Origin of the sequence: Litchfieldia alkalitelluris, from assembly GCF_002019645.1 — a bacterium.
GTDB classification, from domain to species: domain Bacteria; phylum Bacillota; class Bacilli; order Bacillales; family Bacillaceae_L; genus Litchfieldia; species Litchfieldia alkalitelluris.
Genome location: NZ_KV917374.1, coordinates 2,537,792 through 2,563,417, shown reverse-complemented (window position 1 = coordinate 2,563,417; position 25,626 = coordinate 2,537,792). Strand labels below are relative to the sequence as shown.

Annotated in this window: 37 protein-coding genes, 1 tRNA gene and 1 riboswitch; of the genes, 10 read left to right on the top strand and 28 right to left on the bottom strand. The window is 34.6% G+C overall.

Annotated features, from left to right (window positions below):
• Positions 1–9: 9 nt before the first annotated feature.
• From BK579_RS11715 to nadE, 7 genes are all read right to left on the bottom strand, one after another.
• Positions 10–1,077, bottom strand: a complete 1,068-nt coding sequence (locus BK579_RS11715) for a glycosyltransferase (protein WP_078545742.1) — start codon at positions 1,075–1,077, stop codon at positions 10–12.
• Positions 1,040–2,200, bottom strand: a complete 1,161-nt coding sequence (locus tag BK579_RS11710) for a glycosyltransferase family 4 protein (protein ID WP_078545740.1) — start codon at positions 2,198–2,200, stop codon at positions 1,040–1,042. The genes BK579_RS11715 and BK579_RS11710 overlap by 38 nt, the downstream gene beginning before the upstream one ends.
• Positions 2,201–2,324: 124 nt before the next feature.
• Positions 2,325–4,151, bottom strand: a complete 1,827-nt coding sequence (locus BK579_RS11705) for a polysaccharide biosynthesis protein (protein ID WP_078545738.1) — start codon at positions 4,149–4,151, stop codon at positions 2,325–2,327.
• Between the two features lie 260 nt (positions 4,152–4,411).
• Positions 4,412–5,101, bottom strand: a complete 690-nt coding sequence (locus BK579_RS11700) for a CpsD/CapB family tyrosine-protein kinase (protein WP_078545736.1) — start codon at positions 5,099–5,101, stop codon at positions 4,412–4,414.
• Positions 5,091–5,783: a YveK family protein gene (locus tag BK579_RS11695; RefSeq protein WP_169891128.1), complete on the bottom strand. Its 693-nt coding sequence runs from the start codon at positions 5,781–5,783 to the stop codon at positions 5,091–5,093. The genes BK579_RS11700 and BK579_RS11695 overlap by 11 nt, the downstream gene beginning before the upstream one ends.
• 176 nt (positions 5,784–5,959) lie before the next feature.
• Complete coding sequence (locus BK579_RS11690; protein ID WP_078545732.1) at positions 5,960–6,298, bottom strand: helix-turn-helix domain-containing protein; 339 nt, start codon at positions 6,296–6,298, stop codon at positions 5,960–5,962.
• 276 nt (positions 6,299–6,574) lie between these two features.
• The gene (nadE, locus tag BK579_RS11685) at positions 6,575–7,402 is read right to left on the bottom strand and encodes an ammonia-dependent NAD(+) synthetase (RefSeq protein WP_078545730.1); all 828 of its coding nucleotides are present in this window, start codon (positions 7,400–7,402) and stop codon (positions 6,575–6,577) included.
• 370 nt (positions 7,403–7,772) lie between these two features.
• Positions 7,773–7,857: riboswitch (cyclic di-GMP riboswitch) on the top strand.
• 28 nt (positions 7,858–7,885) lie between these two features.
• On the opposite strand from nadE, the gene BK579_RS11680 reads away from it, so the two are divergent.
• The gene (locus tag BK579_RS11680; RefSeq protein WP_328589309.1) at positions 7,886–8,011 is read left to right on the top strand and encodes an anti-repressor SinI family protein; all 126 of its coding nucleotides are present in this window, start codon (positions 7,886–7,888) and stop codon (positions 8,009–8,011) included.
• 149 nt (positions 8,012–8,160) lie between these two features.
• Here BK579_RS11680 and BK579_RS11675 read toward each other — a convergent pair whose 3' ends face one another.
• The 3 genes from BK579_RS11675 to BK579_RS27045 all read right to left on the bottom strand — a co-directional run bounded on the left by BK579_RS11675 (position 8,161) and on the right by BK579_RS27045 (position 9,204).
• Entirely contained in the window at positions 8,161–8,478 is a 318-nt protein-coding gene (locus tag BK579_RS11675) for a helix-turn-helix domain-containing protein (protein ID WP_078545728.1), read from the bottom strand.
• 203 nt (positions 8,479–8,681) lie between these two features.
• Positions 8,682–8,891: a hypothetical protein gene (locus BK579_RS11670; RefSeq protein WP_078545726.1), complete on the bottom strand. Its 210-nt coding sequence runs from the start codon at positions 8,889–8,891 to the stop codon at positions 8,682–8,684.
• Positions 8,892–8,907: 16 nt separating this feature from the next.
• The gene (locus BK579_RS27045) at positions 8,908–9,204 is read right to left on the bottom strand and encodes a DUF5658 family protein (protein ID WP_407936245.1); all 297 of its coding nucleotides are present in this window, start codon (positions 9,202–9,204) and stop codon (positions 8,908–8,910) included.
• A 313-nt stretch (positions 9,205–9,517) separates the two neighbouring features.
• On the opposite strand from BK579_RS27045, the gene BK579_RS11665 reads away from it, so the two are divergent.
• On the top strand, positions 9,518–10,033 hold the full coding sequence (locus BK579_RS11665; protein WP_078545724.1) for a sortase family protein: 516 nt from the start codon (positions 9,518–9,520) through the stop codon (positions 10,031–10,033).
• A 31-nt stretch (positions 10,034–10,064) separates the two neighbouring features.
• Here BK579_RS11665 and BK579_RS11660 read toward each other — a convergent pair whose 3' ends face one another.
• Positions 10,065–10,682, bottom strand: coding sequence for a hypothetical protein (locus tag BK579_RS11660; protein WP_078545722.1), 618 nt, complete (start codon positions 10,680–10,682; stop codon positions 10,065–10,067).
• Positions 10,683–10,824: 142 nt separating this feature from the next.
• Between BK579_RS11660 and BK579_RS11655 the strand changes: the two genes are divergently transcribed.
• Complete coding sequence (locus BK579_RS11655; RefSeq protein WP_078545720.1) at positions 10,825–11,136, top strand: DUF3889 domain-containing protein; 312 nt, start codon at positions 10,825–10,827, stop codon at positions 11,134–11,136.
• A 39-nt stretch (positions 11,137–11,175) separates the two neighbouring features.
• Here the strand turns inward: BK579_RS11655 and BK579_RS11650 are convergent, their stop codons facing one another.
• The 3 genes from BK579_RS11650 to BK579_RS26730 form a co-directional block, all read right to left on the bottom strand.
• Positions 11,176–12,144, bottom strand: coding sequence for a F510_1955 family glycosylhydrolase (locus tag BK579_RS11650; protein ID WP_078545718.1), 969 nt, complete (start codon positions 12,142–12,144; stop codon positions 11,176–11,178).
• A 327-nt stretch (positions 12,145–12,471) separates the two neighbouring features.
• Positions 12,472–12,861 carry a YmaF family protein gene (locus BK579_RS11645; RefSeq protein ID WP_078545715.1) on the bottom strand — a complete coding sequence of 130 codons (390 nt, stop codon included), beginning with the start codon at positions 12,859–12,861 and terminating at the stop codon, positions 12,472–12,474.
• 31 nt (positions 12,862–12,892) lie between these two features.
• On the bottom strand, positions 12,893–13,027 hold the full coding sequence (locus BK579_RS26730; protein WP_268876465.1) for a hypothetical protein: 135 nt from the start codon (positions 13,025–13,027) through the stop codon (positions 12,893–12,895).
• Between the two features lie 159 nt (positions 13,028–13,186).
• Here BK579_RS26730 and BK579_RS11640 point away from each other — a divergent pair, with 159 nt between their 5' ends.
• On the top strand, positions 13,187–13,396 hold the full coding sequence (locus BK579_RS11640) for a hypothetical protein (protein ID WP_078545713.1): 210 nt from the start codon (positions 13,187–13,189) through the stop codon (positions 13,394–13,396).
• Between the two features lie 220 nt (positions 13,397–13,616).
• On the opposite strand, the gene BK579_RS11635 is transcribed toward BK579_RS11640, so the two are convergent.
• The 11 genes from BK579_RS11635 to BK579_RS11590 all read right to left on the bottom strand — a co-directional run bounded on the left by BK579_RS11635 (position 13,617) and on the right by BK579_RS11590 (position 19,725).
• Positions 13,617–13,802, bottom strand: coding sequence for a YqzE family protein (locus BK579_RS11635; RefSeq protein WP_078545711.1), 186 nt, complete (start codon positions 13,800–13,802; stop codon positions 13,617–13,619).
• 29 nt (positions 13,803–13,831) lie between these two features.
• A complete protein-coding gene (locus BK579_RS11630; protein ID WP_078545710.1) occupies positions 13,832–14,350 on the bottom strand; it encodes a shikimate kinase in 519 nt (172 codons plus the stop codon).
• 74 nt (positions 14,351–14,424) lie between these two features.
• Entirely contained in the window at positions 14,425–14,799 is a 375-nt protein-coding gene (comGG, locus tag BK579_RS11625; protein WP_078545708.1) for a competence type IV pilus minor pilin ComGG, read from the bottom strand.
• Positions 14,796–15,242, bottom strand: coding sequence for a competence type IV pilus minor pilin ComGF (gene comGF, locus BK579_RS11620; RefSeq protein ID WP_169891127.1), 447 nt, complete (start codon positions 15,240–15,242; stop codon positions 14,796–14,798). The genes comGG and comGF overlap by 4 nt, the downstream gene beginning before the upstream one ends.
• Complete coding sequence (locus BK579_RS25595) at positions 15,220–15,525, bottom strand: hypothetical protein (RefSeq protein WP_204524710.1); 306 nt, start codon at positions 15,523–15,525, stop codon at positions 15,220–15,222. Before BK579_RS25595 ends, comGF begins: the two co-directional genes overlap by 23 nt.
• 22 nt (positions 15,526–15,547) lie before the next feature.
• The gene (gene comGD, locus BK579_RS11615) at positions 15,548–16,024 is read right to left on the bottom strand and encodes a competence type IV pilus minor pilin ComGD (protein WP_078545705.1); all 477 of its coding nucleotides are present in this window, start codon (positions 16,022–16,024) and stop codon (positions 15,548–15,550) included.
• On the bottom strand, positions 15,972–16,265 hold the full coding sequence (gene comGC, locus BK579_RS11610; RefSeq protein ID WP_204524709.1) for a competence type IV pilus major pilin ComGC: 294 nt from the start codon (positions 16,263–16,265) through the stop codon (positions 15,972–15,974). The genes comGD and comGC overlap by 53 nt, the downstream gene beginning before the upstream one ends.
• A gap of 13 nt (positions 16,266–16,278) precedes the next feature.
• Entirely contained in the window at positions 16,279–17,313 is a 1,035-nt protein-coding gene (comGB, locus tag BK579_RS11605) for a competence type IV pilus assembly protein ComGB (protein WP_078545701.1), read from the bottom strand.
• On the bottom strand, positions 17,297–18,367 hold the full coding sequence (comGA, locus tag BK579_RS11600; protein WP_139365093.1) for a competence type IV pilus ATPase ComGA: 1,071 nt from the start codon (positions 18,365–18,367) through the stop codon (positions 17,297–17,299). The genes comGB and comGA overlap by 17 nt, the downstream gene beginning before the upstream one ends.
• Positions 18,368–18,458: 91 nt before the next feature.
• A complete protein-coding gene (locus tag BK579_RS11595) occupies positions 18,459–18,857 on the bottom strand; it encodes a hypothetical protein (protein ID WP_078545700.1) in 399 nt (132 codons plus the stop codon).
• Between the two features lie 226 nt (positions 18,858–19,083).
• Positions 19,084–19,725: a DUF421 domain-containing protein gene (locus BK579_RS11590; protein ID WP_078545698.1), complete on the bottom strand. Its 642-nt coding sequence runs from the start codon at positions 19,723–19,725 to the stop codon at positions 19,084–19,086.
• Between the two features lie 191 nt (positions 19,726–19,916).
• On the opposite strand from BK579_RS11590, the gene BK579_RS11585 reads away from it, so the two are divergent.
• The 3 genes from BK579_RS11585 (at position 19,917) to BK579_RS11575 (ending at position 21,268) form a co-directional block, all read left to right on the top strand.
• Positions 19,917–19,988 (top strand) — tRNA-Gln (locus BK579_RS11585).
• Positions 19,989–20,254: 266 nt separating this feature from the next.
• Complete coding sequence (locus BK579_RS11580) at positions 20,255–20,956, top strand: helix-turn-helix transcriptional regulator (RefSeq protein WP_078545696.1); 702 nt, start codon at positions 20,255–20,257, stop codon at positions 20,954–20,956.
• Between the two features lie 69 nt (positions 20,957–21,025).
• Positions 21,026–21,268 (top strand): DUF2626 domain-containing protein, encoded by a 243-nt coding sequence (locus BK579_RS11575; RefSeq protein WP_078545695.1) that lies wholly within the window; start codon positions 21,026–21,028, stop codon positions 21,266–21,268.
• 26 nt (positions 21,269–21,294) lie between these two features.
• Here the strand turns inward: BK579_RS11575 and BK579_RS11570 are convergent, their stop codons facing one another.
• Both BK579_RS11570 and BK579_RS11565 read right to left on the bottom strand, forming a co-directional pair.
• Entirely contained in the window at positions 21,295–22,416 is a 1,122-nt protein-coding gene (locus tag BK579_RS11570) for a class I SAM-dependent methyltransferase (RefSeq protein WP_204524708.1), read from the bottom strand.
• An 18-nt stretch (positions 22,417–22,434) separates the two neighbouring features.
• A complete protein-coding gene (locus BK579_RS11565; RefSeq protein ID WP_078545693.1) occupies positions 22,435–23,070 on the bottom strand; it encodes an MBL fold metallo-hydrolase in 636 nt (211 codons plus the stop codon).
• Positions 23,071–23,164: 94 nt separating this feature from the next.
• Here BK579_RS11565 and BK579_RS11560 point away from each other — a divergent pair, with 94 nt between their 5' ends.
• The 3 genes from BK579_RS11560 to BK579_RS11550 all read left to right on the top strand — a co-directional run bounded on the left by BK579_RS11560 (position 23,165) and on the right by BK579_RS11550 (position 24,786).
• Positions 23,165–23,635 (top strand): hypothetical protein, encoded by a 471-nt coding sequence (locus tag BK579_RS11560; protein ID WP_078545691.1) that lies wholly within the window; start codon positions 23,165–23,167, stop codon positions 23,633–23,635.
• 113 nt (positions 23,636–23,748) lie between these two features.
• On the top strand, positions 23,749–23,922 hold the full coding sequence (locus tag BK579_RS11555) for a DUF2759 domain-containing protein (RefSeq protein ID WP_078545689.1): 174 nt from the start codon (positions 23,749–23,751) through the stop codon (positions 23,920–23,922).
• Between the two features lie 411 nt (positions 23,923–24,333).
• Positions 24,334–24,786 carry an NUDIX hydrolase gene (locus BK579_RS11550; protein ID WP_235848408.1) on the top strand — a complete coding sequence of 151 codons (453 nt, stop codon included), beginning with the start codon at positions 24,334–24,336 and terminating at the stop codon, positions 24,784–24,786.
• Between the two features lie 511 nt (positions 24,787–25,297).
• On the opposite strand, the gene BK579_RS11545 is transcribed toward BK579_RS11550, so the two are convergent.
• Positions 25,298–25,606 (bottom strand): MTH1187 family thiamine-binding protein, encoded by a 309-nt coding sequence (locus tag BK579_RS11545; RefSeq protein ID WP_078545685.1) that lies wholly within the window; start codon positions 25,604–25,606, stop codon positions 25,298–25,300.
• Positions 25,607–25,626 lie beyond the last annotated feature (20 nt).

Here is a 25,626-nt window from a genome sequence, read left to right as displayed (position 1 = left end):
TCACACCTCCTACCTTAGTGTTTTTCGTAATGTTTCAATCCCAATCAGCGTAAAATAAAATCCAACTACGGACCGAACTTTGGCTAAATAAAAAAATATCCTCCAAACTATCGAAAATCTAGATAAATCGAATTGTTTAAACGATCCTTTTATTCTTTGATTATTAAGAAACTCTTCAATTTTTTTCATTTTTATTCTTGTAGAAGATTTGTTGTGCTGACTTATTGTATTCAAACCAAGTCCAAGAGTATTTATACAAATTCGATTATTTAAAGCTACATAGAATTCTTTTTCCAATCGATGTTGGTCTAAAAAATTTTCTATATATTGATAAAGCATAAACCACTTATCCATTAAATTAGGTTTATACCCTGATGTTTCTGACTGGTTATTCGCTCTCCAATAGTGATAAAACGGTTCATTAACAAACACAAAAGATTTGGCATGATACACAGCCTCAATATTAAATAATGAATCTTCATTACTACCAATTTCCTGAAGATCCTTAAATGTAAGGTGATTGTTTTGTATAATTTCAGATTTATAAATTTTTGACCAAACAGTCCCCCATGCATCCAAAAACTCTGGTTTCGCAATTTCTTCATTTATTGGACCAACTAAACGTCTTAATATTTTACTTTTAACTTCTTCATTATTGAATGTCACTTTTTCCGGTAGGTTAAAATCTTTTTCCTTAGAATGAGTACCGAATTCTCTAATATAAGAGCACATTACGATATCTGCTTTTTCTTCTTCAGCTATTTGAGATAAACTCTCATACATTCTACTGTCAACCCAGTCATCAGGATCAACAAAACCAATATAAGCACCAGAAGCATTTCTTAAACCTTCGTTACGAGCTGAAGAAACACCACCATTATTTTTGTCAATGATTTTAATTCGTCGATCCTTTTCTGCTAAAATTTTTAGAATACTTAAACTTCGATCAGTAGAACCGTCATTTACAGCGATAATCTCGATATCTTTTAATGTTTGTGACATCAAGCTACTAAAACACCTACTTATATATTTTTCGACATTATATATAGGCACGATTATGCTTACTAGTGGTTTCATGCATATCCTCCAGCATGTATGATTCATAAATTGAGATAAGCTCTAAACTAACACGATACACAGTAAATAACTTGACTTTATTGATACTATTTAATTTCATACTCAATAAGAGGTCTCTCTTGTTATAAAGATCGATAATGTGGTTTGCAAAAGAATTTATATCATTGGGTTCCACAAGAAATCCATTTTTTTGGTGAGTAATTAATTCATTATGTCCTCTATTCTTTGTAGCAACAACGGGCAACCCACACGCCATCGATTCCATGATATTAACTGGTAATCCTTCTCTTAAACTAGATGCGACAGCTACATCACACATTGGAAGAAGTTGATCAATATCTTTTCGATATCCAAGGAAATGAACCATATGTTGGATACCAAGGCTTTGGGCTAATTTTTCACATTCTTCCTTCAAAGCTCCCTCACCACATAAAATAAGTTTCACATTTGGAAGGCTCTCCTTTAAATGTCCCAAAGCCTTAATTAGCAATTGTTGATTTTTATTTTTATTAAATTCAGCTGCATAAAATAATAAAAAATCTCCAGGTTTAAATCCATAGGAAATTTTCCGTTCTGATTTTTCTAATTCATTAATAGGCTTGAATTTATCTATATCAACTCCAACTCCATGTACATGTTTGATTTGACCAGCCCTAAACTTACGTTTTGCAATGGTGTAATCCTCTTCATTAATTGTGATTAAACAATCCGTATGTTTTGCCATTACTTTTTCAATCGGATAATAAATCAACCAATTCAGAAGTGGAGCGCCTTTACAAAAGTGAAAACCATGAGCTGTATAAATCACTTTTGTACCTTTCTTCCTTGTAGTTCGCGCAGCAAGTCTAGAAATAATACCGCCCATTGGTGTGTGACAATGGATAATTTGATACTCATTGTTGTTAATAACCTTTTTAAACTCGTTGTAAGCACCTATATTCTTCAGACTTAGAGGTGATCGTTCTATAGAAATATTATATTTTTTATCCACATACGGTAAGGTTAGTTCACCACTTGCAGCAACATGAACTTCCCAACCTTGTTCTTTAAACCATTTTAAATACGGTAAATGAAAGGCTTTAAAATGATAGTCAACAGTAGCGCAAAATAGGATTTTTTTCATATAAGCGGACTCATTTCGTTAATTCTTTATCAAATTCTATTAAGGTATCAGTAACTGGCAGGAAACGTGTTCCAAGACCAGCTGCTGGTATAATTGCTTTTTTAACTTTCAATTAAGACACTCCTTATCCAGAAACTGAAATTAAATTAGATGTTCTAGTTTGTCTGTTTGCCAACTCTAGAAGTCTCAGTCTTAACTTGCCTTTATCATAGGTAGAAAAACTTGAAAGAATCTCTTCAATCTCTTCTATATATAAGTGAGATGTTTTACCTATATAGATCTTTGGATAAATCTGTTGTTCATGTACTTCGTCATGCTTTAATAATTCTTCAAATAATTTCTCACCAGGTCTCATGCCTGTATATTCAATTCCGATTTCTTCAATTGAATTACCAGAAAGTTTAATAAGATTTCTTGCTAAATCGTCAATTTTCACTGGATCACCCATATCTAGAACGAAGATTTCGCCACCCTTCGCAAGAGCACCGGCTTGAATCACAAGCTTAGATGCTTCAGGGATAGTCATAAAGTAACGAACCATATCAGGGTGTGTAACAGTAACTGGACCACCTTTTTCAATTTGTTTTTTGAAAAGAGGAATGACGCTTCCACGACTGCCTAAAACATTCCCGAATCGAACGGCCACAAATCTGGTTTTACTATTTTTGTCCATATTCTGAATCATCATTTCAGCAAGTCTTTTAGTTGCTCCCATGACACTCGTTGGATTCACAGCTTTATCCGTTGAAATCATTACAAATGTTCCAACTCCATGCCAGCTTGCAGCTTTTGCAACATTAACCGTTCCAAAGATGTTGTTTTTTACTGCTTCTTCTGGATTACGTTCCATTAATGGGACATGCTTATGTGCTGCGGCATGGTACACAACATCAGGATGATAGGTACTCATTACACTCATCATTTTCTTAGCATCCTGTAAATCAGCGATTTCGGTTATAAACTCAATATCTGAGTTTCGATAGGTTTCTTTTAATTCCATTTCGATTGAATAAATACTATTTTCTCCATGACCTAGTAGGATCAGCTTTTTAGGACTAAAGTTTGAAATCTGCCTACAAATCTCCGAACCTATCGACCCACCTGCTCCTGTAACTAAAACTGTTTTATCTGTTACATATTCTGATATACTCGTAATATCTAATTCAATAGGCTCGCGTCCAAGTAAGTCTTCGACTTGAACATCCCTGAATTGGTTTACTGATACCTTTCCTGTAACAAGATCTTCAAGCATAGGTAGTATTTTGGTTTTTGCATTCGTTTTAGCACATTCTTGAAAAATTCGATTTAATTCCCTTTTACTTAATGATGGAATGGCAATAACGATATTAGCAATCTCATATTTACTTACAAGTCTCGCGATTTCACTCACTGTACCTACTACTGGTATACCTAAAATATCGAGTTTTTGTTTTCGTGCGCTATCATCAATAAATGCAACCGGCAACAACTCTGTTTCATGATTATGTAGAAGTTGTCTAGCAACCATTGTGCCAGCCGCCCCAGCCCCTATAATAAGAGTTCTCTTCTTTTGATCCTGATTTTTTATGAAGGCATCTCTATAGACTCTCCAAACCAGACGAGATCCACCTATAAGTAACATATGAATCATCCAAGTGATAGCTAGAAGACGCACATGAATGTGCTGGAGAACAATTTGCTGCACGATTGCTGTTGTGATAACTGAGAAGGTAATTGCTTTAAAAATGATGAAGAGCTCACCAATACTCGCATATTCCCACGCCTTCTTATAAAGCTTATAAAAAAATGAAAAGAAATGATGACTAATAAATAGTGAAGCAGCACTTACTACCATTGATAATGTAATTACGTGTATGTCAGCACTTACTAGAAAACGACTAAAGAAGATTGCCGTTAATATAATAAAAGAATCAATAAATAGTAAAAAAGATAATCGTTGTCGATATGTCATACTCAATCCTCCTTTCAAATAGTTAAAAAATTTATTCTGTTAACTAATTAAAGTGCTTAGCTATACATTCACAAAAATGCATAGCAAAATACTTTAATATTTAAAAGGGCATCTAACCCTACCTCACATCACACTCTTGACAACAATCGCGTCTAAGGTCTTTAAACCCACAGCATGATCGAGTGCCTCCATTGATAAAGGAAAGAAGACATCTCCAACTCTATAAGGAACGTTTCTAATAACGAACGTTAAAGTGCTTTTTAGCTTGCCTTATTTATAACAGCACCAACTACTTTTGCATTCGCAAATTCAAGTATTCTTTTAGCTTCAACTGCTTCATCATTTTCTGTTTGGCCATATTCCAAAACGAGTATGACACCCTCACATTGATTTGCGATAACAGTAGTATCTGCAAATTGGAGAACAGGTGGTGAGTCAAATAAAATAACATCATAGTTTTCGATGACTTTGTTCATAAGCTTTCTCATCGAATGTGAACCAAGCAGCTCAGCTGGATTGCTAGGAATTGGACCACTAGTTAATATATCTAATTTACTAATATCTGTTTGTGACACAGTGCCTTCTAACACTGATTTCCCTGTCAGGATAGAGGATAATCCAAGAGAGTTATCCATTTTAAAGATACAATGTAATGACGGCTGTCTTAAGTTTGCATCAACAATTAGTACTCTCTGACCCTGTTGAGCCATTGAAACACCTAAATTTGCAACAGTTACTGATTTCCCTTCCCCTCCATTAGGTGAGGTGACTAGTATCGTCTTTTTATCTGGATCAAATTCAGAAAACTTTATATTTGTTCGAATGGTTCGAAACTCCTCAGAAATTTTTGAAGTTGGCTGTAAAAATGTTACTAAGGGATTTTCATTAATAAGATTCTTTGTTCTATTTAGTTTCTTATTAAACTTCTTTAATAGATTGTTAAGATCCAATCGACTCCCCCCTCATACTATAACTTTTTTGCTTCTTTGCTTTCATATTCGTACTTCTTTTTGTCATTTTTGAAACTCTTCCTAACACAGGTATTCCGAGCAACTTTTCGGTATCGCGTGTACCTTTAGTGCTATCATCTAGCGAATCCATCAAGAAAATCAAGCCAATAGCTAGACCAACGCCTAAGATAAACCCAATTATTGCCAACTTGTTACTTTCGGGATTGATTGGCCACGGACTTACCTCTGCAGGTGTATAAAAGGTAATGTCATGAAAGTCATAATTTTCTTTATTTGAACTTTCTTCAATAAATACTTCTGTTACAGTATTTGCGATAACCGCTGCTCTTTCTGGATTAGTGTCAATAACACTTAATATCAACATCTGACCACTCTGGCTTATTGAAATCTTACTGCCAAGACCAGCTTCAGAACCTTCGTAATTCATTTTAGTTATCACTTTTTCTAATAGAAAAGGCTGTTTAATCATAGCAGTCAAGTTACTAAACATTTTATCGTCTGCTTTAACAAGCGAATGTGTTGATGATTGATAAATTGGAACATATGTATAATGACTATATAAACCTCCAGCAACTGCGGCCAATAAACCGAATAGTAATAGAATCCAAATCCGATTTTTAATAAGAGTAAATACTTTCTTTAAGCTGATTTCTTTTTCCATAAGATTCACCGCTTTATGATTATTAGATCCTTTTCCTTCCGAGAACAACATATTCTTTTTAAAGAACACTCATTCCTAAAATAAACTCCATTGATGGAGTACCACGAAAAATTGTTCAATTCGGAAAATTTAACCTAAATTCATATTAGTTCTTTTTAAAGAACGTGTCAACCCAATTAATTACTTAATTTTTTATTTTGGGTAAAGTGATTTACAATATCCTTCAACTCTTTCGGTGTAATATTTTTCTTTTTCATTTCATCAGTTAATAAAATCCATTCAGGATCTAATTTTTGATGTGACACCACATTTCTCTCTTCTCCAAAAAAGTATGAAATATGTATATTAAAGTAACTTGCTAAACATTCCAATACCTCAATAGTAGGTTTTCTCTGACCTCTCTCTATTTTGGAGAGATTACTATAATTAAAGTCTATTGCTTCACCTAACTCCTTTAATGTCATGCCTTTTGTAGTTCTCAATTTTTTTATACGCTTGCCCAATATCTCTGACAAGTAAGATCCCTCCAATAAACCATATCATGTCTAAATGATGTATAATTCTTAAATCCAAATTGAAGGTGGACCTTTAGGCCAATAGCCTATTTTGAATTACATCTCTTTAGTTGACTACAAATTCTTTAAAACGAACAAACTGTATATTTTTATAATACTCCTATTTTCCTAATTATTCAACTTAATTCGAAATATTTTGTTCTTTATCCGAAACAAACGAGTGTGTGCGTTTTCAATAATGCGAAAAGAGCAATCCATTAGGACTACTCTTATCAATTACTTCCACCACTCATCAAACACCGTAATCGGTCCTTGACGCTTATGCTCAGTCTTCAAGTAAGTCTCTTCCAACTTCTTCTGACTCTCAGCCTTAATCTGCTTTCCTTCTAAATAATCATCAATCTCATCATATGTAATCCCGAGCGCCACTTCGTCTGGAAGCCCTGGACGGTCATCCTCTAAATCAGCTGTTGGTGTTTTTAAATAAAGCTGTTCAGGTGCTTCTAGTTCCTTAAGCAACATTTTCCCTTGACGTTTGTTTAAACGGAAGATAGGTACTAAGTCAGCAGCACCATCACCAAACTTCGTGTAAAAACCAGTTACCGCTTCAGCAGAGTGGTCTGTACCAAGTACTACTCCTCTTCGTGCCGCTGCAATGCTATATTGAACCTTCATACGTTCTCTTGCTTTTTCATTTCCTTTTAAGAAATCTGTCAATTCTATTCCTGCGTCATTCAATGATTTAATACTTGCATCCACCGATGGCTTCACATTCACTGTAATAACCTCATCTGGTTCAATAAAAGACAATACTGCGTCAGCATCATGTTCATCACCTTGTAGACCATATGGTAAGCGAACACCTATAAAACGATATTTCTTTTCACCCTTTTCTTCATTTAACTCATTGACTGCTAATTGTGCTAACTTTCCTGTTAGAGTTGAATCCTGGCCAAGTGAAAGTCCTAATACAAACGTTTCTAAAAAAGAATATTTTTTCATATAATCTTTAAGAAAATCAATACTACGACGAATTTCTTCATCTGAATCAATCGTTGGTTGAACCTTCAGGGCTTCAATAATTGTTCTTTGTAAATCACTCATCATATCACTCCTATAATAATAGCTTGTCTCATATCTCTTCATTATAAAACAACAAACCAATTTCTTCATCTTGGAGCTACTTTTTCACGTAATGTTTAATTTTGATGTTGTTCAACATGAAGTGTTCAATATATTATATTATTTCTTTTCGCTATTTTTTTACAAAATTCTCCTATAAAATCATAAATAATCTTAATATTCGTACAGATCACTTAAACATTACTGGTATAAATACCTATACAAGGTGTTCAACTACTTATAGGTTGGAAAAAAATGTCGGAAACTTATGCAGGTTTCTACAAAGTTTTCTAAACATTTATAATATATTATTCCTATCGATTAGTACAAAGGTTTTATATATTGAACACCAGTAATATAAGGGCAAACCGCCTGAAAAGACGGGACGCAAAATCACAGATCTAAGGTTACATAACTATGATGGCTGGATTTCCTGGAAAAATGGGAGGAATTCGATTGAACAATGTGGTTAAAGAAGTGGAAAAAGGATTAGATGTAGAGTGGATCGCCCTTATATTAGAAGCGAAAAATCTAGGATTAAGTGTTGAGGATGTTCAATCATTTTTACTGAAAGGTCATAACAAAGCGTAAATCACCCTATACATATATATAATTAAATCCTTTGACACCTTTTGTGGGGGTCATTTTCTTTTTTACTGACTTCTTTTCAAAGGTACAAGCGACACTTACAAATAAAAAATGCATTCCACCAAAGCAAAACGCATTTTCTCAGTTAGTATTTAATTTTTTCGAAGTATGTCCAAAAAATCCCGAAACATCTTAATGTTTTCATCACTAAGTTCTGAAGTTTTTATTTGTTTTGCCAGTGATATAATCTTATCATCTACTTTTTCTTTTTCTTTTGCTTGTAGTAGAATCACATCGACCTCTGTTTCTAATGCCTCAGCAATTCGTTCAAGCACCGAGATACTTGGGTTACTTTGCTTCCCTCGTTCGATAATGCTTAAGTATGATTTTGATACGCCTGACAACTTGGATAGCTTGTTTAGGGAAATTCCCTTATCTTCTCTCAATTCTCTTATGACTGTTCCATTCATGGGGTGCTTCTCCTTTCAACCTGCATAAACCACTCCTCCAATAAAGTTGTTTATATAAAAACAGTTAATTCTTTATAAAGAACAACACAACCTTATTATAGTATTATATTTTATGAATTTAAAGCACTTTGTTCTTTATTTAGAAAAATATATAAAAAAACCTATATAGGATGTGTTCTACATAGGTCTAAAGTGTTATATTTTTATACTTTTGTATCGATTTTAGTAGGTTTAGTAGCAACATCTGATTTCGTAAATGATTTAAATTGAGTATAAGGCCTAACAATCTTCTCCGTCGCCTCATACAACTTCCCTTTCGTGATATCTTTATTACACGATGGACATAGCCACTCCCCAAATTCCGAGCTACTAAAAGAAAGCTGATAGCAACGATCACAAAGCTTTTTGTACATCTTCCCTCTCCCCTTATTATCCGATTTGTAGAATCCAAAAGCTATGTAGTAAAAAAATGAAGGTGTAGCACACAGATGCAAATAACGATAATCCTTTGATCCAGGCTGATTTTATCGATGAGATATGATAGAGGATTAAGTATAGTAATGCTGATAATAATACTTTCACAAACAGAAACATCAATGGGTTCACTTCATACAGAAAGTTCATAAATGGATTTGCTTCTGTAATATATTTGTTCCGTAGGCCATAATATGTAAAAAATCCGTCTAGTAGGTTAAGAAGAGCCAAATAATGGAGAATAATTTTCATCTCATATATCACCGCAATGCTCTAAAGTAGTTAAGAAATTCGTATAGAATTCCCTACTTTATAAAATTTTATACAAAAAGCTAATAGATTATACTTTAAATCTCAACGTTCTTATTAAAGAACTACCACTCACTCCAGTATAGCCTCCCTAACGATCAAATGAAAAACCTCAAAATTAGCCATTTATTCTTTAAAAAGAACTTTTTTCTTCTGAATTCTCTATATTCCTTCAAATTACATAGTCATTCGTAACTTTAAAAGAACACAATCGTTCAATATAATGAACACATCAACTAATAAGGACGATATTTCCATGAAAAACTCTATTATCACTTTACTATTAATCATTTCTGTCATTCTTCTCTTAGGCTGTGGATCCCAAAAAGCCTTTTCCACCGGAGAGCATACACTTGCTAAAGGGTATACTGTTTTAAATCAACCCATGACCTTCGAAAAGTTCATCCGTACAAAAAACAATACAGTAGGTGTCCTAGTACTTCCATCTCTTTCTTCTGAGTTAGCGATTATTGAAGAAGACGCTATGGACCTAAAAAAAGGTGTTAGCATTTCGTCATATTCCCCCTATCCTTCACAAGGAGGCGAAATTACCTTAACAGTTAATCAAAACTCTCTCATAAAAAGAGCTAGAAACCTAAAAGTTGGAGATGTATTGATTGTTAACTTACCTTATGGTAGCTTCAATTATCAAATAACAAAGATTGATACAAAGCATCAACCAAGCAATACTCAAGGTGAAACTCTTACATTCATTGTCCCATCTGAAAATAAAACCACCTATTTTTATGCTATCCCTATATCAACAAATTAAGGGAGACATTTAGAGTCTCCCTTAGGTCAAATTATTTCGCTTCTTTTTCAGTAGCTGTTATAACCAAACCACGCTCTGTATCTTTTGCTGTATAACCAACATTATTTAAATTCGACTTCCCATCAATCGGTTCATCTTTGTCATTTACCAGCCCAAGAGTACTCATTAATTTGCTTATCTCCGGCTCTTGAACCTTTTGGTCTTTATTTGTAGCTGCTACTAACAAGAAAAACGCAGCAATCGTATCTTCATATTGATTCAGCGAATCTTCGATGCCATTAACCTCTTCATACTTTTTAACTAAATTAACCCTTGCTACTTCGTTTGTTCCTTCATTAACAAGTCCTTCAAGAATTAATCCATTTGCTACATTTGTTTTAAATTCACCATTTTCAACATTAAGGTTTTCAATTTGGTACTCCCCAGACTCTTCCATTTCAGACTGTGCATTGTTCCAGTTTGTTTGAAATTCCTCAACAGTAAATCCTAAAGAACCTAATTTCACAATTTTTTCTTCGGTTTGTTGTACCTTTGCTGTTTTAGGTTCTTCCGTTTTCTCTTCTTCCTTAGCCTTATCTTTACCACCACATGCAGTTAACATGGCAATTGAAATACATAACATAATGATTAAAAATTTTGACTGTTTCATGGTTGTCCTCCTATAAAATATCGCTGTTTTTAATATGTACGAATCCTAAAAGAATCATTCCAAGTATAAAAATGGATAAATTTTCATAATTCGAATAAAACAGGGAATTTTTACAAAAGATACAATAGAGGTGTTAAAACTAATGAAAAAAACAATCACATTTGTTATATTATTCGTCGCACTATTCAACTTTTCACAAGTAGAAGCAGCACCCCCTAAATACGCAAAATGGGGCCGATTAGCGATGCAAGAAACTCAAAAACGATACCCAATGGCAGACATTAAGGATTACCAACATGTATGGAGAGAAGACAAAAAAGATGGAACAACCATCGAACGCTTCAAACTATGGCTAAAACAAGGAGACCGGGAATTTGGAGTGTATATCACCTTTACCTTTGACACAAAAACAGAGGAATTAAAGGACACATTGTTCGTAGAAACATTGTCATGAAAAAATGCGAGCTATCTTTTATAGTAGCTCGCATCCTTTTTACAATTGATCCCATTGATTACCATGGTCTGTTGTTCTATATATATTTGATTTTGATGTGACAATAACAAGCTCATCCCTATTGTTTGGTGAAATAGCAATATACATTACCATATCTCCATTTTCAAAAGAAGGGAGTTCTATGCTCTCATTTTCATTGGTATTTAACGACTGTTTAATCAGTTCATTTTCAGCGGTGCTAAAATAAACTTCAGTATCAGTGAAAGCTAATGCTGTAACATTAACTTCTTCTGAAAATAACTCAAATACATCACCATTGTTTTTTGAAAGATAAAGCCCAACCTCAGTTCCTATTGCAATAGTAGAAGCTTCGGTCAAATGTGCAGCAATGTTTGAAATACCTGCATTTGGAATACCGCTTATTTTACTTTTTTCCCAAGATTGCCCTTGATCAAGAGAGTAAAATAAACCACGATCTAATGTGGAATTCTCATGTTCATTAATAACGTAAACTACATGACTGTTGTAACCAGCTGCTAAATAATGAAAATCAGATTCGCCATAAAACGCAAGTTGCTCCAGTGTTTGTCCATAATCCTGACTTTTAATCAATCCAAATGGATTCGAAAGCTTAGAACCCTCCTCAGGATGACCACTTGCAAAAAAACCGTCATTTGTTGGCTGAAATCCCATATAATCATGCTTGTCCGATATTGTTTCATACCATTTACCATCCAAAAAAGCTTTTAACCCATGATGTGTGGCTACAAAAAGCGCATCGCTTCCTGCAATAAACCCAGCTCCATGGATATGATTAATAACCTCAGAATCATTCTCCTTATAGAATTCTCCCTTTTCAATCACTGAGCTAAATTCATCAACTTTAACAGTATCCGATGTATTAGTATCGACACTAGGCTCTCCCACTAGTTTTACTTCATCCTCTGTTTGAGAACAAGCGGCTAAAATAATTGAAAGTAGCACGACTATTAATCCTATTTTTTTCATGATGTCTAAACTCCTTTAGTATTAACTCTTATCAAAGAGATATCATTTTTTGTGTAGATTTTAATATTTTAACACAGACTCCAGTTAAATTTAATTATTCGCACACCTTCCACAATGAAAAGGTATTTTCATCTCAACAGTGTGAATATATGGGGGCCTCATTCAAACCTAAGATGCAAAGGTAGCGTTAGAGCCTTAGGCGCTTTCGACGAGAATTCAGGAATTCCGCGAATGATTCGGAACAAATGGAACTTTCCCACCTATGTTTATTTTAGGAAGATAGCGAGACATAAAAACTCCAGCTTCTCGTAAGCTGGAGGATTAATTTTACCACCCCTCAGGAAAATAGCCAATCCCCGTACCAGTTCTCCCTTCATAATTATGATCATGAACATCCCGCTTCGTTTGACTATACACTACACCCCCAAATTTAATAGTTAGTGGATCAATATAATTATTATAAACTCTTCCTTCAATCTCATGATAATGGCCCCCATCCTCTGTTGGAATGGCCGGACCCGTCACACCATAATACCGATGATAATGTCTAGCCTCAAACTTTGTAAGACCGGTATAATGATGAACATGCTCATCATCATTACTTCCGTTTACATTAAAAGTAAACCCATCAACCACATGTCGATGACCAACGTTTTCTGTACTCAATGCATAATAATAATGGGAATGTGAAGGTTTTTTTGTCCAATCAACAGTCATAATAGACAGATCCCCCTTATCACTTAAATACCTATTTAAAGACTACTGTCAAATACACATCCAACAGATCTAACCACGTCCCCACATATATGATACCAATAGCTGTTGCCTGTATTTCAATCACATAGAAGTGGTTGAAAATTCCACCCAACATTTTCTTCCTCACTCTATCCTTCATTATATTCTCATCATCTTTTCCCTATGTTCTTAATACCTTCAACACAGCACTCTTCAAATTTTCCTTACCAAGCTAGTTACTTGCCCACGACAATCGCCCGCTAGTTACATATGTCTATGTAGAAGTTTATTTTGAGGAGGTAATTTTATGTATAATCAACGCTTTGGATTTGGGGTACCACCATTCGGTCCAAGACCATTTGTACCGTATGGAAGAAGACCGTTCTTTGGAGCCCCGTTAGCGGCAGGTTTACTTGGAGGTTTAATTGGTAGTACTGTTTTTAATCCATATTTTTATGGAGGTTATCCATTCGCACCAGTTTACCCACCGTTTGGGTACGGCGGATTTTTCTGGTAACAAGAAAAGCGCAGGGCGCCTGCCTATCGGCTACAAGCATAAGATAGGCGGATGACTAGGATGAACCCTTGAATTCATCTTTGAAGGCGCTCTCGGCTCATCCGTTGCGACTAGCTTAGACCTGAGAGCCGAATTTCGCCCGAAGCTAGACACTAATAATGTACAAATTATATACTCTTATCAGTAAAAAAGTGGGACACCGATTTTGCGGCATCCCACTTTATTTTTTGCTATTTCTTTTAAACATTAACGAAAAAGCTAAAGGCAATATTCCAAACCAATGTGAAGCAAATGGAGAGCGTTCCGTTTTCTTTTGCAGCTTCGTTTCTCTTCTTACTTGCTTTGGTTTATCATAATAGCTAACGATTTGCTGTGTCATGTATTTTACATAATCATTTGTGGACATAAATTATCCCACCTTTAAGTGTATTTATACTATAAAGTATCTCCACTTTTCAGGTTTTTAAGCACATCGTCAATTTCTTTCACCACATCGTCAATATTTTTTTGCGTAGTATCAACAATCACATCAGCTTCATTGTAAAAAGAAAGCCTTGAATGATATAGATCAATAACCTTTTCTTTTTGATTTTTTTCAATAAGCGGTCTCGAGCCATCAGTTGATACTCGATTAAATACCTCTTCAATCTCACAATGAAGATAAATCACTGTACCATGTTCTTTCATCCAATTGCGATTTTCTTCTTGAATAACGATCCCACCACCAGTTGTGATGATCACATCCTCTGTTGGAAGTTTCTGTATATATTCCCGTTCATATTTACGAAAAACCTTTTCCCCATCTTCGGCAAAAATTTCAGGTATCGTTTTCCCTACTTGTTCAACAATATATAGATCTGTATCAATGACAGGTAACTGCAACCTATTGGCAAGTTCTTGTCCGATCGTAGTTTTCCCTGCACCCATAAATCCTGTTAAGTATATAGCTTTCATATATGCTCCCCCGACATCAAACTTTTTTAAATCATACTATATTTTACCTGATATGAATACCAGAAAAGCATTATTTAGCGTAATTGAATCCAATTAGAAATTTTCTCTAGGTTGAAATCATAAGTAAATTGAGCAGAATACACCCCGCCTCCTTTTGTGGTTGTTGTAATGATAATCAGTGAACTACTAATTGATTGCGGAGAAACCGAAATAGCGGAATTACCAGTAGGATAAGTAAAAGTGTCAGTATAACTTAAATTAGGACTTCCTTTATCAATTGCTTCCTTAACTGAAAGCATCACTAAGTTCTCAAGTTGAAAGAGCTCATCAGTTTCGATTGTAAATTTATTTTCTAAATGATAATTATTAATTTCGTGAGTGAGTATCAACAAAAGAAGTAAAGATATAACAATTGTACCTGGTAAGATATGTCCTTTTTCATTTCTCATTGTAGTACCGGAATCGAAGCATAAGTAAAGAATCGCCTGTTATAGTTTTTGCCACTTAAATCCACCACGGAAAGTTCAACTCCATTTGGAAGAGCTAAGAATTTCGCACTTGAAATATTTTGCAATTGAATTTCATGTCCTGTACCATTTACTCGTCTTCTTAGTTTATCCTGATATTTTTCATAACTAACAACCTGTCCGTTGACTGTGGTTACATATAGAATGGACGGAGTTACTTTTATTTGCACACTTTCCTTTATTTCTAACTTTGTTTGCTGATAAAAAACCTCCCATTCCATTCGATTCATCTCGACCTTCTGTTTTTCATGCATTACTTGTAAAACCGGTACAAATAACGCAACAATTACTAATACAATTGATAATGACACCAGCATCTCAATCAACGTAAACCCAGAAGAGTTAACTCCCTTTACTATAACCACACCTTTTCTTTTCCCGCTTGAATGAATCTTCCCACTTAATGCACCCTTCAAATAATCCAAAACTTTCATTGTAATTCCATTCAATGGTAAACAAGGTTTCTTTTTCATAAATAGAAGTAGTTTCCATCTCCTTTTCACCAAAATAAACGTGCTCAAGTTCTTCACTTAACAAGGCTTGCGCTTGATTGATTTGTTCAATATTCTTTCGTTCTCCTTTTATCAACATATAATTTGGTAAAATAAATGTACAAACAATGAACAAAATATTTAACGATATTAACATTTCGATCAAAATATATCCGCGGCTACAGTTTCGTAACATAAAACCGACCTCTGCCTAGTTGAAAGACAACATTATATTTTTGATCTCTATATTTAACCTGGAGAGTTCCCGCTTTATTGATGTTTCCATTACTTTTAAAATAAAGCATGTTGCCTAATGTAAAATTATTAATATCAATTTCTTTGTCATAGTTCCTTGTTAAAATGGTCTGACTACCATCAATCACAATAACCCGATAAGAAGAGTTATTATTATCAAAATAAATTCTCATCGTTTCAGAACGGCTTATCGCATATTCCTGTGTGTACAAAATGTCATTTGTTAGCTGCACAAAAAACTGATCGATCACTTTATTGTTGTAAATGGGAAATAGTTTAATGATGGGGAGAATGGTGATGATAAACAAGATACTTAGGACAATTAATAATTCAATTAATGTGAAACCCTTATTGGATACTTTCACTAACAACACCATCTGTGATGATGACTTCTTTTCCATTTGGACACTGGCTTGTACTGATATACCCTTCCGTTTTTAATGCCTCAATCGTTGCTGGCGTCTCTTTTTCCATTTCATATGCCTGGACCTGTGCTTGAACAGTTTTAATAAAAGCTTGGCACCCTTTTTCATTAATTAACGAGTTATGTTTGGTTACATTTGGAATCGCAATCAGCATTAAGACAGATATAACAACTAATACAATTAACATTTCGATAAGTGTAAATCCCTTTTGATTCAACAATATTTCCTCCTTAGATCGTTTGAATTAGATTAAACATTGGTAATAGCATGGCAATATACATAATCACAATCATAAGTCCAACAGCCGTAAGCAATAGTGGTTGAAGGATGGAGAAAATCCTCGTAATTCTTTCCTCAATTCGTTGAACAACAAATTGACTATAGTGGTAAAGCTCAATTTCTAGCACTCCATTATTCTGACCGTGCTGAATGATATAAGATAACTCTTTTTCATAAAAGGGCCGTGAATGAATAATCTCTGGTAGCTTATCACCTATAGAAAGACGTCCTTTAATATAAAGTGCTTCTTCCTGCAAAAAATGAGAATGTTTTTGGTCCTCAAATAGTGCTAATGATTCTACGATGGATAATCCACCTTTTAGTAAGTTACTTAATTGAATCGAAAAAAAATGTGAATTCCACAAAATCCATAATCGATTGAACAGTGGGAACTTGATTTTAATCAAAGCTTGCTCAGTTGCTGAGAGATGTCTGAATGAAAAGTAATAATAGATAACACAACCCACAACAAGTAAACAAAGTAAAACACCTAGTGTTTTTCCGATAAAAAAGATTTGAAAGAGTACATGAAGGAAAAGCGAAGATTCATTATTCATAGACATGTACATGGTTTGAAATTGTGGTAAAAGCATGTGTTCAATGCCTAAAAACATCATTCCCACAAACAAGATAAGAAAAATTGGATATCTGATGAGCTTTTGGAGCTTTTCTTTATAGTGGAGCTTTCTCTGAAGAATCGAGCTGCCTTCTCTTAAGGCAAAGGAGATCTCGCCATGTTGCTCGGCAAAATACAAATAACTTAACACATCAGGGTGAAAATTAAGATTCGTAAACAACTGATATACTGAATCACCTTCCTTTAATAGCTCCAAAGACTGCTGAAGCTTTTCTTGACACTCCTCATTTAATTGAAACTTTAAAAAATCCAAGCCTTGAGTAATCGTATATCCTTGATCCAGTAACTCGCTTAAACGTTTTAAAAACACAGGCTGCTCTTGTAATGGCCAACTATTTTTCCTTGTCATGATATGACCATCTTTCTAGTGAATCTGGATACAAATAGCCTAGTGCAATCCCCTTTTTTATCACATCTCTAAGCTTTTGATAATGATATTCTGAATGCTCTCCCTTCGCTTCCTTTAGTGCGCTTGATAAAGCCTTTCCATATAAAATCTCATACACCCCTGCTCTTCTTGTATGTCTAAGCTTTTTGCATAGCGGAGTACATTTCCCTTCACAATATGGACAAACAAGGTCAATTAAGCGCTGAGCAGCAATGGCAATGAGTGTTTGTTCGACTTCCTGTAAGCTTGCACCAAACTCCAGTAACCGATAAATCGCACCTTTTGAATCACGAGTATGCATCGTGCTCAACACAAGATGGCCAGTAAGAGCTGCCCTAATTGCAATTGTAGCGGTTTCACTATCACGAATCTCCCCGACCATTATTATATCTGGATCGTGTCTAAGAATGGCTTTTAAGCCTGTTGCATACGTGATCCCCGCTTTTTCATTAATTTGAACCTGAAGAACATCGTTGCTCTTCTTTTCAATAGGATCTTCTAATGTAATAATGTTTCGGTTGAAGAGTTTCTTTGATTCATGGAGAAGTGAATATAAGGTGGTCGTTTTACCAGAGCCGGTCGGACCAGTAAAAATGATTAAACCATGTGAGTGTTTTAAAAGGGAGAGCAATCGCTTTGTTGTTTGTGGAAAAAGGGAAAGCTGTGATAATGGGTGGTGGACTTGGTCAAGGAGAATTCGAATGACAAGACTTTCTTGATATGCGGTGGGTAAGGTGGATAAGCGAAGGTTAATGGTCATATTTCTGTTTACAACCGTGAGAGCGCCATTTTGTGGTCGCCGTCGCTCACCAATATCCATTCCGGCCATAAATTTAAAATGAGAGATTAACCGGTCACATGTGTCCTTAGAAAGCTTGTGTTTTTCATATAAATCACTATCAAGACGAAATTGGACCATTGCTTCATCTATCTTAGGAACAAAGTGAATATCAGAAGCATTCATGAGCATGGCTTCCTCAATTAACCGATCACCTAAACGTTCGATTGTATTCAATCCTACGAACACCCCTTTCTAATTTTTTCCTGTACAACGGTATTATACGACAGTAACCAACAATTTTCTTGTTACATATTTATGAACAATTTTATTGAGCTGACTCTTCTGTAATGATGAACTTTCCACCTTCATTACGATAGTAAATGTCATATTGTTCACCAATCTTATATCGATTACAAACATCTTCAACAACTTGTTTTTCTTGTGCTATGTAAAACATTTCTACCTGAGCATACTCATCAACTAATAAGCAGATATATCCGTCTTCGAACTCTTTAACACTTTTCTGATCGATTTGTACGACCTTGTGCGCCTCAGCAGAAACTCCAATCTTCGGCAATACCATTCCTGTCACAACAAATACCAAAGCTATTAGGATACTAATTACCGCTTTTTTTCGTTCTTGTCTAGCTAAAATAAAAATAATACCCATAACAAGTAATCCACAGCCAATTGCAAATAAAACTAAACTACTTATATATAACAAACCCTTTATACCCGCTCCTTCCCTTAAGCTGCTTTTATATATGTACGAATGAAATGTCTAAAAGTTCCCATAAAAAATACAACTAGTGGATCAACTAGTTGTATTTTTTCATATATGAAAATCAAGGAGGAATCTATATATATTTATGTTGGGGAATTGATTGATATTCCACTAAAACATTTGAAATATCATTAAAAAACCTGAATTTTAATTAAGTCATAACCTGTTATTGCAAGTACTTCGGTGGCGGATTTTGATGTCCTTTTTTACCAACCTCATCAAAAATATTGAAATTGTTACTATTGCTATCATTACTGCTTTCTACAGATTGCTGTGAACTAGTAACTATTTTACGTGGTACGATTGTTCTTAGTTCTTGAATTTCTTTCAATATGTTTTGGATATCTTCTTTCGTTGCTGGTTGTTTGTTTTCTTTTAACATAAAACCAACCGTTCCATTAGGCTCAAGCGTTGCGGATTGTACATCACTTATATTAGAAATACTGTTTTGTCTTAGCTGCATTTCAAGTTGATCTACTGTATATCGAAGCTTCCTCAGATTTTGAACATTTACCTCTCCGTTTTCTATCACTAATTTAGATTGTCCTGTAACGAATTTCTCAAATTTATCAGACTTTACTTGAGCATACTCAATAACAAGTAAAGTAACCACTAATGCTAGACCGACAAGTAATGTAGTCCATACGTTTTTCCCTACAATTGGTTGTACAAGTAAAGACCCTATTCCAATCATAATCACAACTTGAGCCAAGGTCATTTGAGCAATTGATTTTCTTCCCGCAATTCGTAGCAACAATGTTCCACCAATCACGATAACCGTGGCTTTCCAAAGTAAATCCCAATCCATTATTCTTAACCCCTTCCAACAAATAATAGTCATAGTTTTTATCAAGGGGCTATTAATATTCACCACATATTTTTATATAGAAATAATATTTTTTTGTATAATCTCTTTCGATTTGTCTATAATATAGTTATAATCATTTACAAGTGATTATTAAAAACACTTTTTAACTTACAAAAAAACATTAACATCATTGGGCTATAGCCAAGCGGTAAGGCAACGGACTTTGACTCCGTCATGCGTTGGTTCGAATCCAGCTAGCCCAGCTACCATGAAACCACCTTGGATAAGGTGGTTTCTTTTGTTCAAGAAAAATTCACAGAGATAACTTAGAAAATAAATCCACACGATTGTTGGTATATCAACCTTTGTGATCGATTTCCCACTATTATCCCTACGAAAACCTTTTAGTTTTTCACTATAACAGTTGTGAACAAAAAACAACAAATGACGTTTACAGCTTAATTACAATTCCAATGTAAATTTTTTGTATTATAATGGAATTATTATAGAGGAGCAGAGGTGAATTGGGATGGAACAAACATTAAAAATAACAAATGTATTGTCTGATCCAACTCGATATTATATTTATCAATTTGTAACAAAACGACATTGTGAAGTGACTGTTCAAGAGATTGCTGATGAGTTTAAGATTCATCCAAATGTAGCTAGACTACATTTATCAAAGCTTGAGGATGTTAATATGCTTGTGTCTGAAACGAGAAAAACGGGTAAGGGTGGAAGGCCTAGTAGGTTATACCGCCTCTCTGATGACATCGTCCAACTTCACTTTCCATATAGAGACTACCAATTACTCGCTAAAGTAGCGATTGAAACGATGATGACTTTAGGACATGTAGGAAAAGAAGCTTTATATCAAACTGGAAAACGTTTCGGTAGAGAATTAATTCAAAGCGAAATTCCATCAAATAAGCCATTCTTGGCTGAACTATCCTTTGATGAAAAATTAGCGATCCTGAAACAAGCTGCTACATTAGCTGGTTTTTATCCAGAAGTTAATCATAACTTTGAAAAAACAAAAATCTTTTTTCATATAAATAACTGTCCTTTTAAAGAATTAGCTAAGGAGCATACAGACTCTGTTTGTGATATGCATTATGCGTTTATTCAAGGAATGTTTGAGGTTTTATTTGATAAAGTTGAATTATTACAGGCTGAAAACATGATGGTTGGCTGTGAATCTTGCAGTTATGAAGCTTTTGTTACAAAGTAATATTTACAATTGACTAAATTGTACATTATAATAGTGTAGGATGGACTCAAGGTCAAAGGAGGGATACATATGGATCGTATGTTCCGAGTTTTAGGATTCTGGACAGGAATCTTCGCTGTCATGTTTTACCTTGGCCATATGGAAAAAACTGCACTACTTTTCTTTGGTCAAACTGGATTCTTTGTTTTATTAAGTTATTTAAAGTTGTCTGAGCGTATGTATATTTACATATTTGGTGCATATTTAACAGTTTTCTTTGTTGGTTTCACTTATTGGACAACATTCATGATGACTCCTGGTGGAGGCCATTAAAAAAAGCGATTTTTAATCGCTTTTTTTTATTTGGCTAATTTCTGCTTAAATAAATCTTCTACTTCTAGATTTTTTGCCTGGATAACCACATGGAACGATTCACTAATTCCACCGTTCATAATCAAAGACCTAATTGCTCGATTTTGCTTCGCCTTTTCCGAGAAGGGATCGTGGTCATGATGATCCTGCAAATATTCCAGAATACCTGCTTCGATTAAAAATTCATCTTGTCTTAGTTTCCCTATAAACTGAAGTCCGTTTTTTTCTCCATAATATTGTAATGCATCAAAGCTGATATGTGTGGTTAAATCCATTTCAGACGGATGCTTTAGCGGATCCTTTATCATTTGATGATTCAGGTACCCTCTGAGACTTCCTTTTTGATGGTATGGTAACATCCATTCCTCATTTGTATATCCATAGTCAATGGTGATCATTAAACCGCTTGTAAGAAAGTGTGAAAGCTCTTGAAGATATGTAATCATGGCAAGAGGAACCTCAAAACGCTGGTTTTCTTTTAAGCTCAACTTCTGCTCATTTAAATAGTTAATAATCTGATCATCTTCTAAGCTAAAAACTCTCTCACATAAATTCCCATCAGGATCGATCGAAACCTTGATTTCAACCAATTCATTCTTATGCTTTTCGATCACACGAACTGGAAATGCATCAAATAATTCATTTGAAATAATGATTCCTTCATATTGAGGAAAATCCCCTTTTATTTCTTCAATGCTAGCGTATTGCAGCACCTTTTCACCCACAAGTAAAATCTCCTGCTGCAATTTAAGATGATAAGGACTTTTCTCAATAATGATATAAGTTAGAAGATCAAATGTTTCAGGGCTTTGCTTTTTCCATTCCTCAAGAACCGCTTTTGCAAAACGCCCATTCCCCCCTCCAATCTCACAAATCAGGAAGGGTAGTTCGTTCTTCGTGCAAACTTCACTAAACACCTTTGAAAATAACATCCCGAAAACATTTGAAAAGTTACTACTAGTGATAAAATCCCCTTGCTTACCAATCTTTTGAATGTGTTTCATATAGTAGCCGCAGGTTTCATCATAGAGTACTGCATTCATATATTCTTCATATGTAATCGCTTGTTGTGGTGAGTCCTCAATAAGCTTTTTTAAAATATTTAGCACAATTTGTTCTCTCCTAACTTAAAACCCATTCAGGAAAGGATTATAATCCATTTCAGCACCAATCGTTGTTTCTCCACCATGTCCTGATAACACGATTGTCTCTTCAGGAAGAGTTAATAGTTTTTCATGAATACTAGTGATGAGCTGTTGATGATTACCACCCGGTAAATCAGTTCTACCTATACTCCCTTCAAATAATGCATCTCCCGAAAAGACCACTTCAAGCTCTTTTACATAAAAGGAGATACTTCCTGGAGAATGACCTGGTGTATGGAAGAGTGTAAAACTAAATGAACCAACCGTAAAAGTGCCTTCCTTCGTAATTAAATGATCTGCTTCATTAACTGATACTCCCCCATCTGGAATGAAAAACTGTGAGCCATTTAATGACGCGTCTTTTAACCAATTCTTTTCTTTTTCATGAACATAAACGGGAATATTGTATGCTGCTCTTATTGAATCCACTGCCCCAATATGATCAAAATGGGCATGTGTTAATAATATAGCCACCGGTTTTAATTGTTGTTTTTGGATCAAGGATTGTAATCGAGAAGCATCTCCACCAGGATCGAAAATGACACATTCTTTCTTATCGTTTGATAATAGATAGGCGTTTGTTTGTAAAGGTCCTAAAGGAATTCGTTGCCACTTCATTTTATTTCCTCCATTGCAGTTATTATCCTTTTATTCTACACTATAAAAAGAATAGGACAAAGAAGAAACCATTTCTACTAGGGAGAAGGATACAATGAAGACTGTTTATGCAATCGAACTGAATGACCAGCCTAGTTCAGATGATATTTCATTTCTTAATGATAAAAGTGGACAATTTTACGAAGAAGAGTTGCTAATTATTTTTCATTCAGCAGAAAAGTTTATCGAGGCAGAACAATATTTTCAGGATAACCAAGTACTTGAAGATTGTTATGAATTAGTTCATCTTAAGCAAGCTGAGATTACACCCTTGTTTGAGGATTACGGTTTTATCATTGATGAAGTCTATTACCTAATAAAAAACTCGGTATTTGCTTTTAACATTGTTTCTGGAGAAGCTACTCAAATTGAAATGGCACTATTTCAGATAGAAGAATTTTTAATTTCGACTGAAAATGTAGATGGACAATTCTTTTATTTCGTCGATATTCATCAAAGGGAGTTAATTCAACGTTTTGCTAACGCTTATGAAATTGAACTTTCTCTTTTAGACCTCGACAAATGATCTGAAAACGATTAAAATATAACTTGGAATCATCATAAACTCTACATAGTTGTAGTTTTTCCCTTTCTTGGGAAGTATAAGAATAAGAACTTTTTAAAAAGGGGGCAGTTTTCATGGGTACAGTTATTATTTTTGCTTTAGTATCACTTTTATCTATTTTTGGATTAATTGGTTCTATTCGCGACAAAAATTTATTAGCAATTGGTTTCTCATTTGGATCAGTGGTTGTTTTCGGATGGTTCTCAGTTATGACACTAATTGATCATGGATTCCCAGTAGCTCACTAATTAAGAAAAGCGAAAGGCGCCCGCCTATCGGTGACAGGCATAAGACAAGCACTGAATAGGATGAATTCTTTGAATTCATCTTAGAAGGCGTTTTTGACCTTCCGAAGTGATTGGCTTATGACCCCGAACCGATGGCGCCTTGAGCTAGACACCAGGACTACGATAAAATTATAATTTCTTGAACGTTCGAAAAAAGCCGACTAATATAGTCAGCTTTTTTTATTTTTGCTATGTTTAGTAACTCTGTTGATATTAGAAAACGGTAATGGCGAGACACAACGGTTAACAAGATGACTGTTGATAGTTGCCTGTTCTCAACGAATGTGACCTATGATAAACTTGTATTGGCATAATCTTCCAAATAATTAGCGATTTCCGCTAAATAACATTAAAGAAATGGGGGGCACTCAGGTGGGACAAAGCACAAAACATATTTATTCACCACCAAAACATATTTATTCACCACCAAAACATATAGTTTCAGCAGCGACTATTGTAATAAATGAACAAAATGAAATTTTATTAATTAAAGGTCCTAGAAGAGGTTGGGAAATGCCTGGTGGACAAGTTGAAGAAGGAGAATCTTTGAAAGATGGAGCAATAAGGGAAACGAAAGAGGAGACAGGTATTGATATTGAGGTTTTAAAATTTTGTGGAATATTCCAAAATGTGAACCGTTCAATATGCAATACTTTATTTTTAGCTAAGCCAGTTGGAGGCAAATTAACAACTTCATCCGAAAGTTTGGAAGTAGGGTTTTATCCTATTGAGCAAGCCTTAGAAATGGTAACCTTTAAGAATTTCAGACAGAGAATTGAATACTGCTTGAATGACAACACACAACCTTTTTTTATTGAATTTTAATAATTTTGTAAGCGATTTAGTAAAGAAAAGGGAACTCAGGACAAATACTAAGTAATCAGCGAAAAAATAAGCGTAGATTTTTCCGCTATTTGTAGATTAAAGCTAGTTTTGAGGTGAATAGAGGAAGTTTTTCCGCTTATATAAACAAAATTACCTATTTTCAAGTATTTCTAGTCAAATAAGAGAAATTTCTCCCTCTATTTATGCTATTTTTCAATGCTATTTACGAATTAGGGAAATTTCTCCCTCTATTTTTTATTTACTGCTCTGTAAAAGGCAAATACGAAAAACGATTACTTCAAAAGTGAACGTGATTAAAAATATAGCTCGTATCGAATAGATGTAATGTTAATTTTCAAATAAAATTGTCATAAACGTGCCTATTACAATAAAAAATAGCATGCTAACATGCTATTTTTTTGATTTGTTTTTTCACTTATTGCACTCAGAAAGAGATCTCGTTAGAACAATTTCGGAATTCCCTTTCCTTAATAGTAAATCTAGTTTATCTTTATAACTTTGACTGAACGCTCGCTAGCTTATCGTCCATCTTCACTTTTTTATCTCGACGGTCATCAATTCTAATGTTCGTTGCAACACGCTGAATTCCCTGTGCAAACGGGGCTTCATGGATGGCTTGAATCACTTCAAAAAGAGTCGATAGCTCTCCCTCTATGATTGTATTCATCGGTGTTAATTTATAATTGATTTTCCCTTCTTCTTTATAACCCGCTAAAATACCTTGAATGTTTGCTACATATTCGCTTACACTCGGTGTCTCTGTTCCTATTGGAATTACTGTTACATCTACAATTGCCATGTTACACACCTCTCCAAACG

Coding starts and splice junctions, on each gene's coding strand:
- BK579_RS11645 (WP_078545715.1), bottom strand. CDS start 12,861: ATGACTGTTGATTGGACAAAAAAACCTTCACATTCCCATTATTATTAT.
- BK579_RS11555 (WP_078545689.1), top strand. CDS start 23,749: ATGGGTACAGTTATTATTTTTGCTTTAGTATCACTTTTATCTATTTTT.
- BK579_RS11635 (WP_078545711.1), bottom strand. CDS start 13,802: ATGTCCACAAATGATTATGTAAAATACATGACACAGCAAATCGTTAGC.
- BK579_RS11545 (WP_078545685.1), bottom strand. CDS start 25,606: ATGGCAATTGTAGATGTAACAGTAATTCCAATAGGAACAGAGACACCG.
- BK579_RS27045 (WP_407936245.1), bottom strand. CDS start 9,204: ATGAAAATTATTCTCCATTATTTGGCTCTTCTTAACCTACTAGACGGA.
- BK579_RS11695 (WP_169891128.1), bottom strand. CDS start 5,783: ATGGAAAAAGAAATCAGCTTAAAGAAAGTATTTACTCTTATTAAAAAT.
- BK579_RS11560 (WP_078545691.1), top strand. CDS start 23,165: ATGAAGACTGTTTATGCAATCGAACTGAATGACCAGCCTAGTTCAGAT.
- BK579_RS11675 (WP_078545728.1), bottom strand. CDS start 8,478: ATGAATGGAACAGTCATAAGAGAATTGAGAGAAGATAAGGGAATTTCC.
- BK579_RS11710 (WP_078545740.1), bottom strand. CDS start 2,200: ATGAAAAAAATCCTATTTTGCGCTACTGTTGACTATCATTTTAAAGCC.
- BK579_RS11665 (WP_078545724.1), top strand. CDS start 9,518: ATGAAAAACTCTATTATCACTTTACTATTAATCATTTCTGTCATTCTT.
- BK579_RS11640 (WP_078545713.1), top strand. CDS start 13,187: ATGTATAATCAACGCTTTGGATTTGGGGTACCACCATTCGGTCCAAGA.
- BK579_RS11670 (WP_078545726.1), bottom strand. CDS start 8,891: ATGTACAAAAAGCTTTGTGATCGTTGCTATCAGCTTTCTTTTAGTAGC.
- BK579_RS11565 (WP_078545693.1), bottom strand. CDS start 23,070: ATGAAGTGGCAACGAATTCCTTTAGGACCTTTACAAACAAACGCCTAT.
- BK579_RS11590 (WP_078545698.1), bottom strand. CDS start 19,725: ATGGATTGGGATTTACTTTGGAAAGCCACGGTTATCGTGATTGGTGGA.
- BK579_RS11580 (WP_078545696.1), top strand. CDS start 20,255: ATGGAACAAACATTAAAAATAACAAATGTATTGTCTGATCCAACTCGA.
- comGD (WP_078545705.1), bottom strand. CDS start 16,024: ATGGAAAAGAAGTCATCATCACAGATGGTGTTGTTAGTGAAAGTATCC.
- BK579_RS11660 (WP_078545722.1), bottom strand. CDS start 10,682: ATGAAACAGTCAAAATTTTTAATCATTATGTTATGTATTTCAATTGCC.
- BK579_RS11630 (WP_078545710.1), bottom strand. CDS start 14,350: ATGAAAGCTATATACTTAACAGGATTTATGGGTGCAGGGAAAACTACG.
- comGB (WP_078545701.1), bottom strand. CDS start 17,313: ATGACAAGGAAAAATAGTTGGCCATTACAAGAGCAGCCTGTGTTTTTA.
- BK579_RS11650 (WP_078545718.1), bottom strand. CDS start 12,144: ATGAAAAAAATAGGATTAATAGTCGTGCTACTTTCAATTATTTTAGCC.
- BK579_RS11715 (WP_078545742.1), bottom strand. CDS start 1,077: ATGAAACCACTAGTAAGCATAATCGTGCCTATATATAATGTCGAAAAA.
- BK579_RS11705 (WP_078545738.1), bottom strand. CDS start 4,151: ATGACATATCGACAACGATTATCTTTTTTACTATTTATTGATTCTTTT.
- nadE (WP_078545730.1), bottom strand. CDS start 7,402: ATGAGTGATTTACAAAGAACAATTATTGAAGCCCTGAAGGTTCAACCA.
- BK579_RS11575 (WP_078545695.1), top strand. CDS start 21,026: ATGGATCGTATGTTCCGAGTTTTAGGATTCTGGACAGGAATCTTCGCT.
- BK579_RS11655 (WP_078545720.1), top strand. CDS start 10,825: ATGAAAAAAACAATCACATTTGTTATATTATTCGTCGCACTATTCAAC.
- BK579_RS25595 (WP_204524710.1), bottom strand. CDS start 15,525: ATGTTAATATCGTTAAATATTTTGTTCATTGTTTGTACATTTATTTTA.
- comGG (WP_078545708.1), bottom strand. CDS start 14,799: ATGAGAAATGAAAAAGGACATATCTTACCAGGTACAATTGTTATATCT.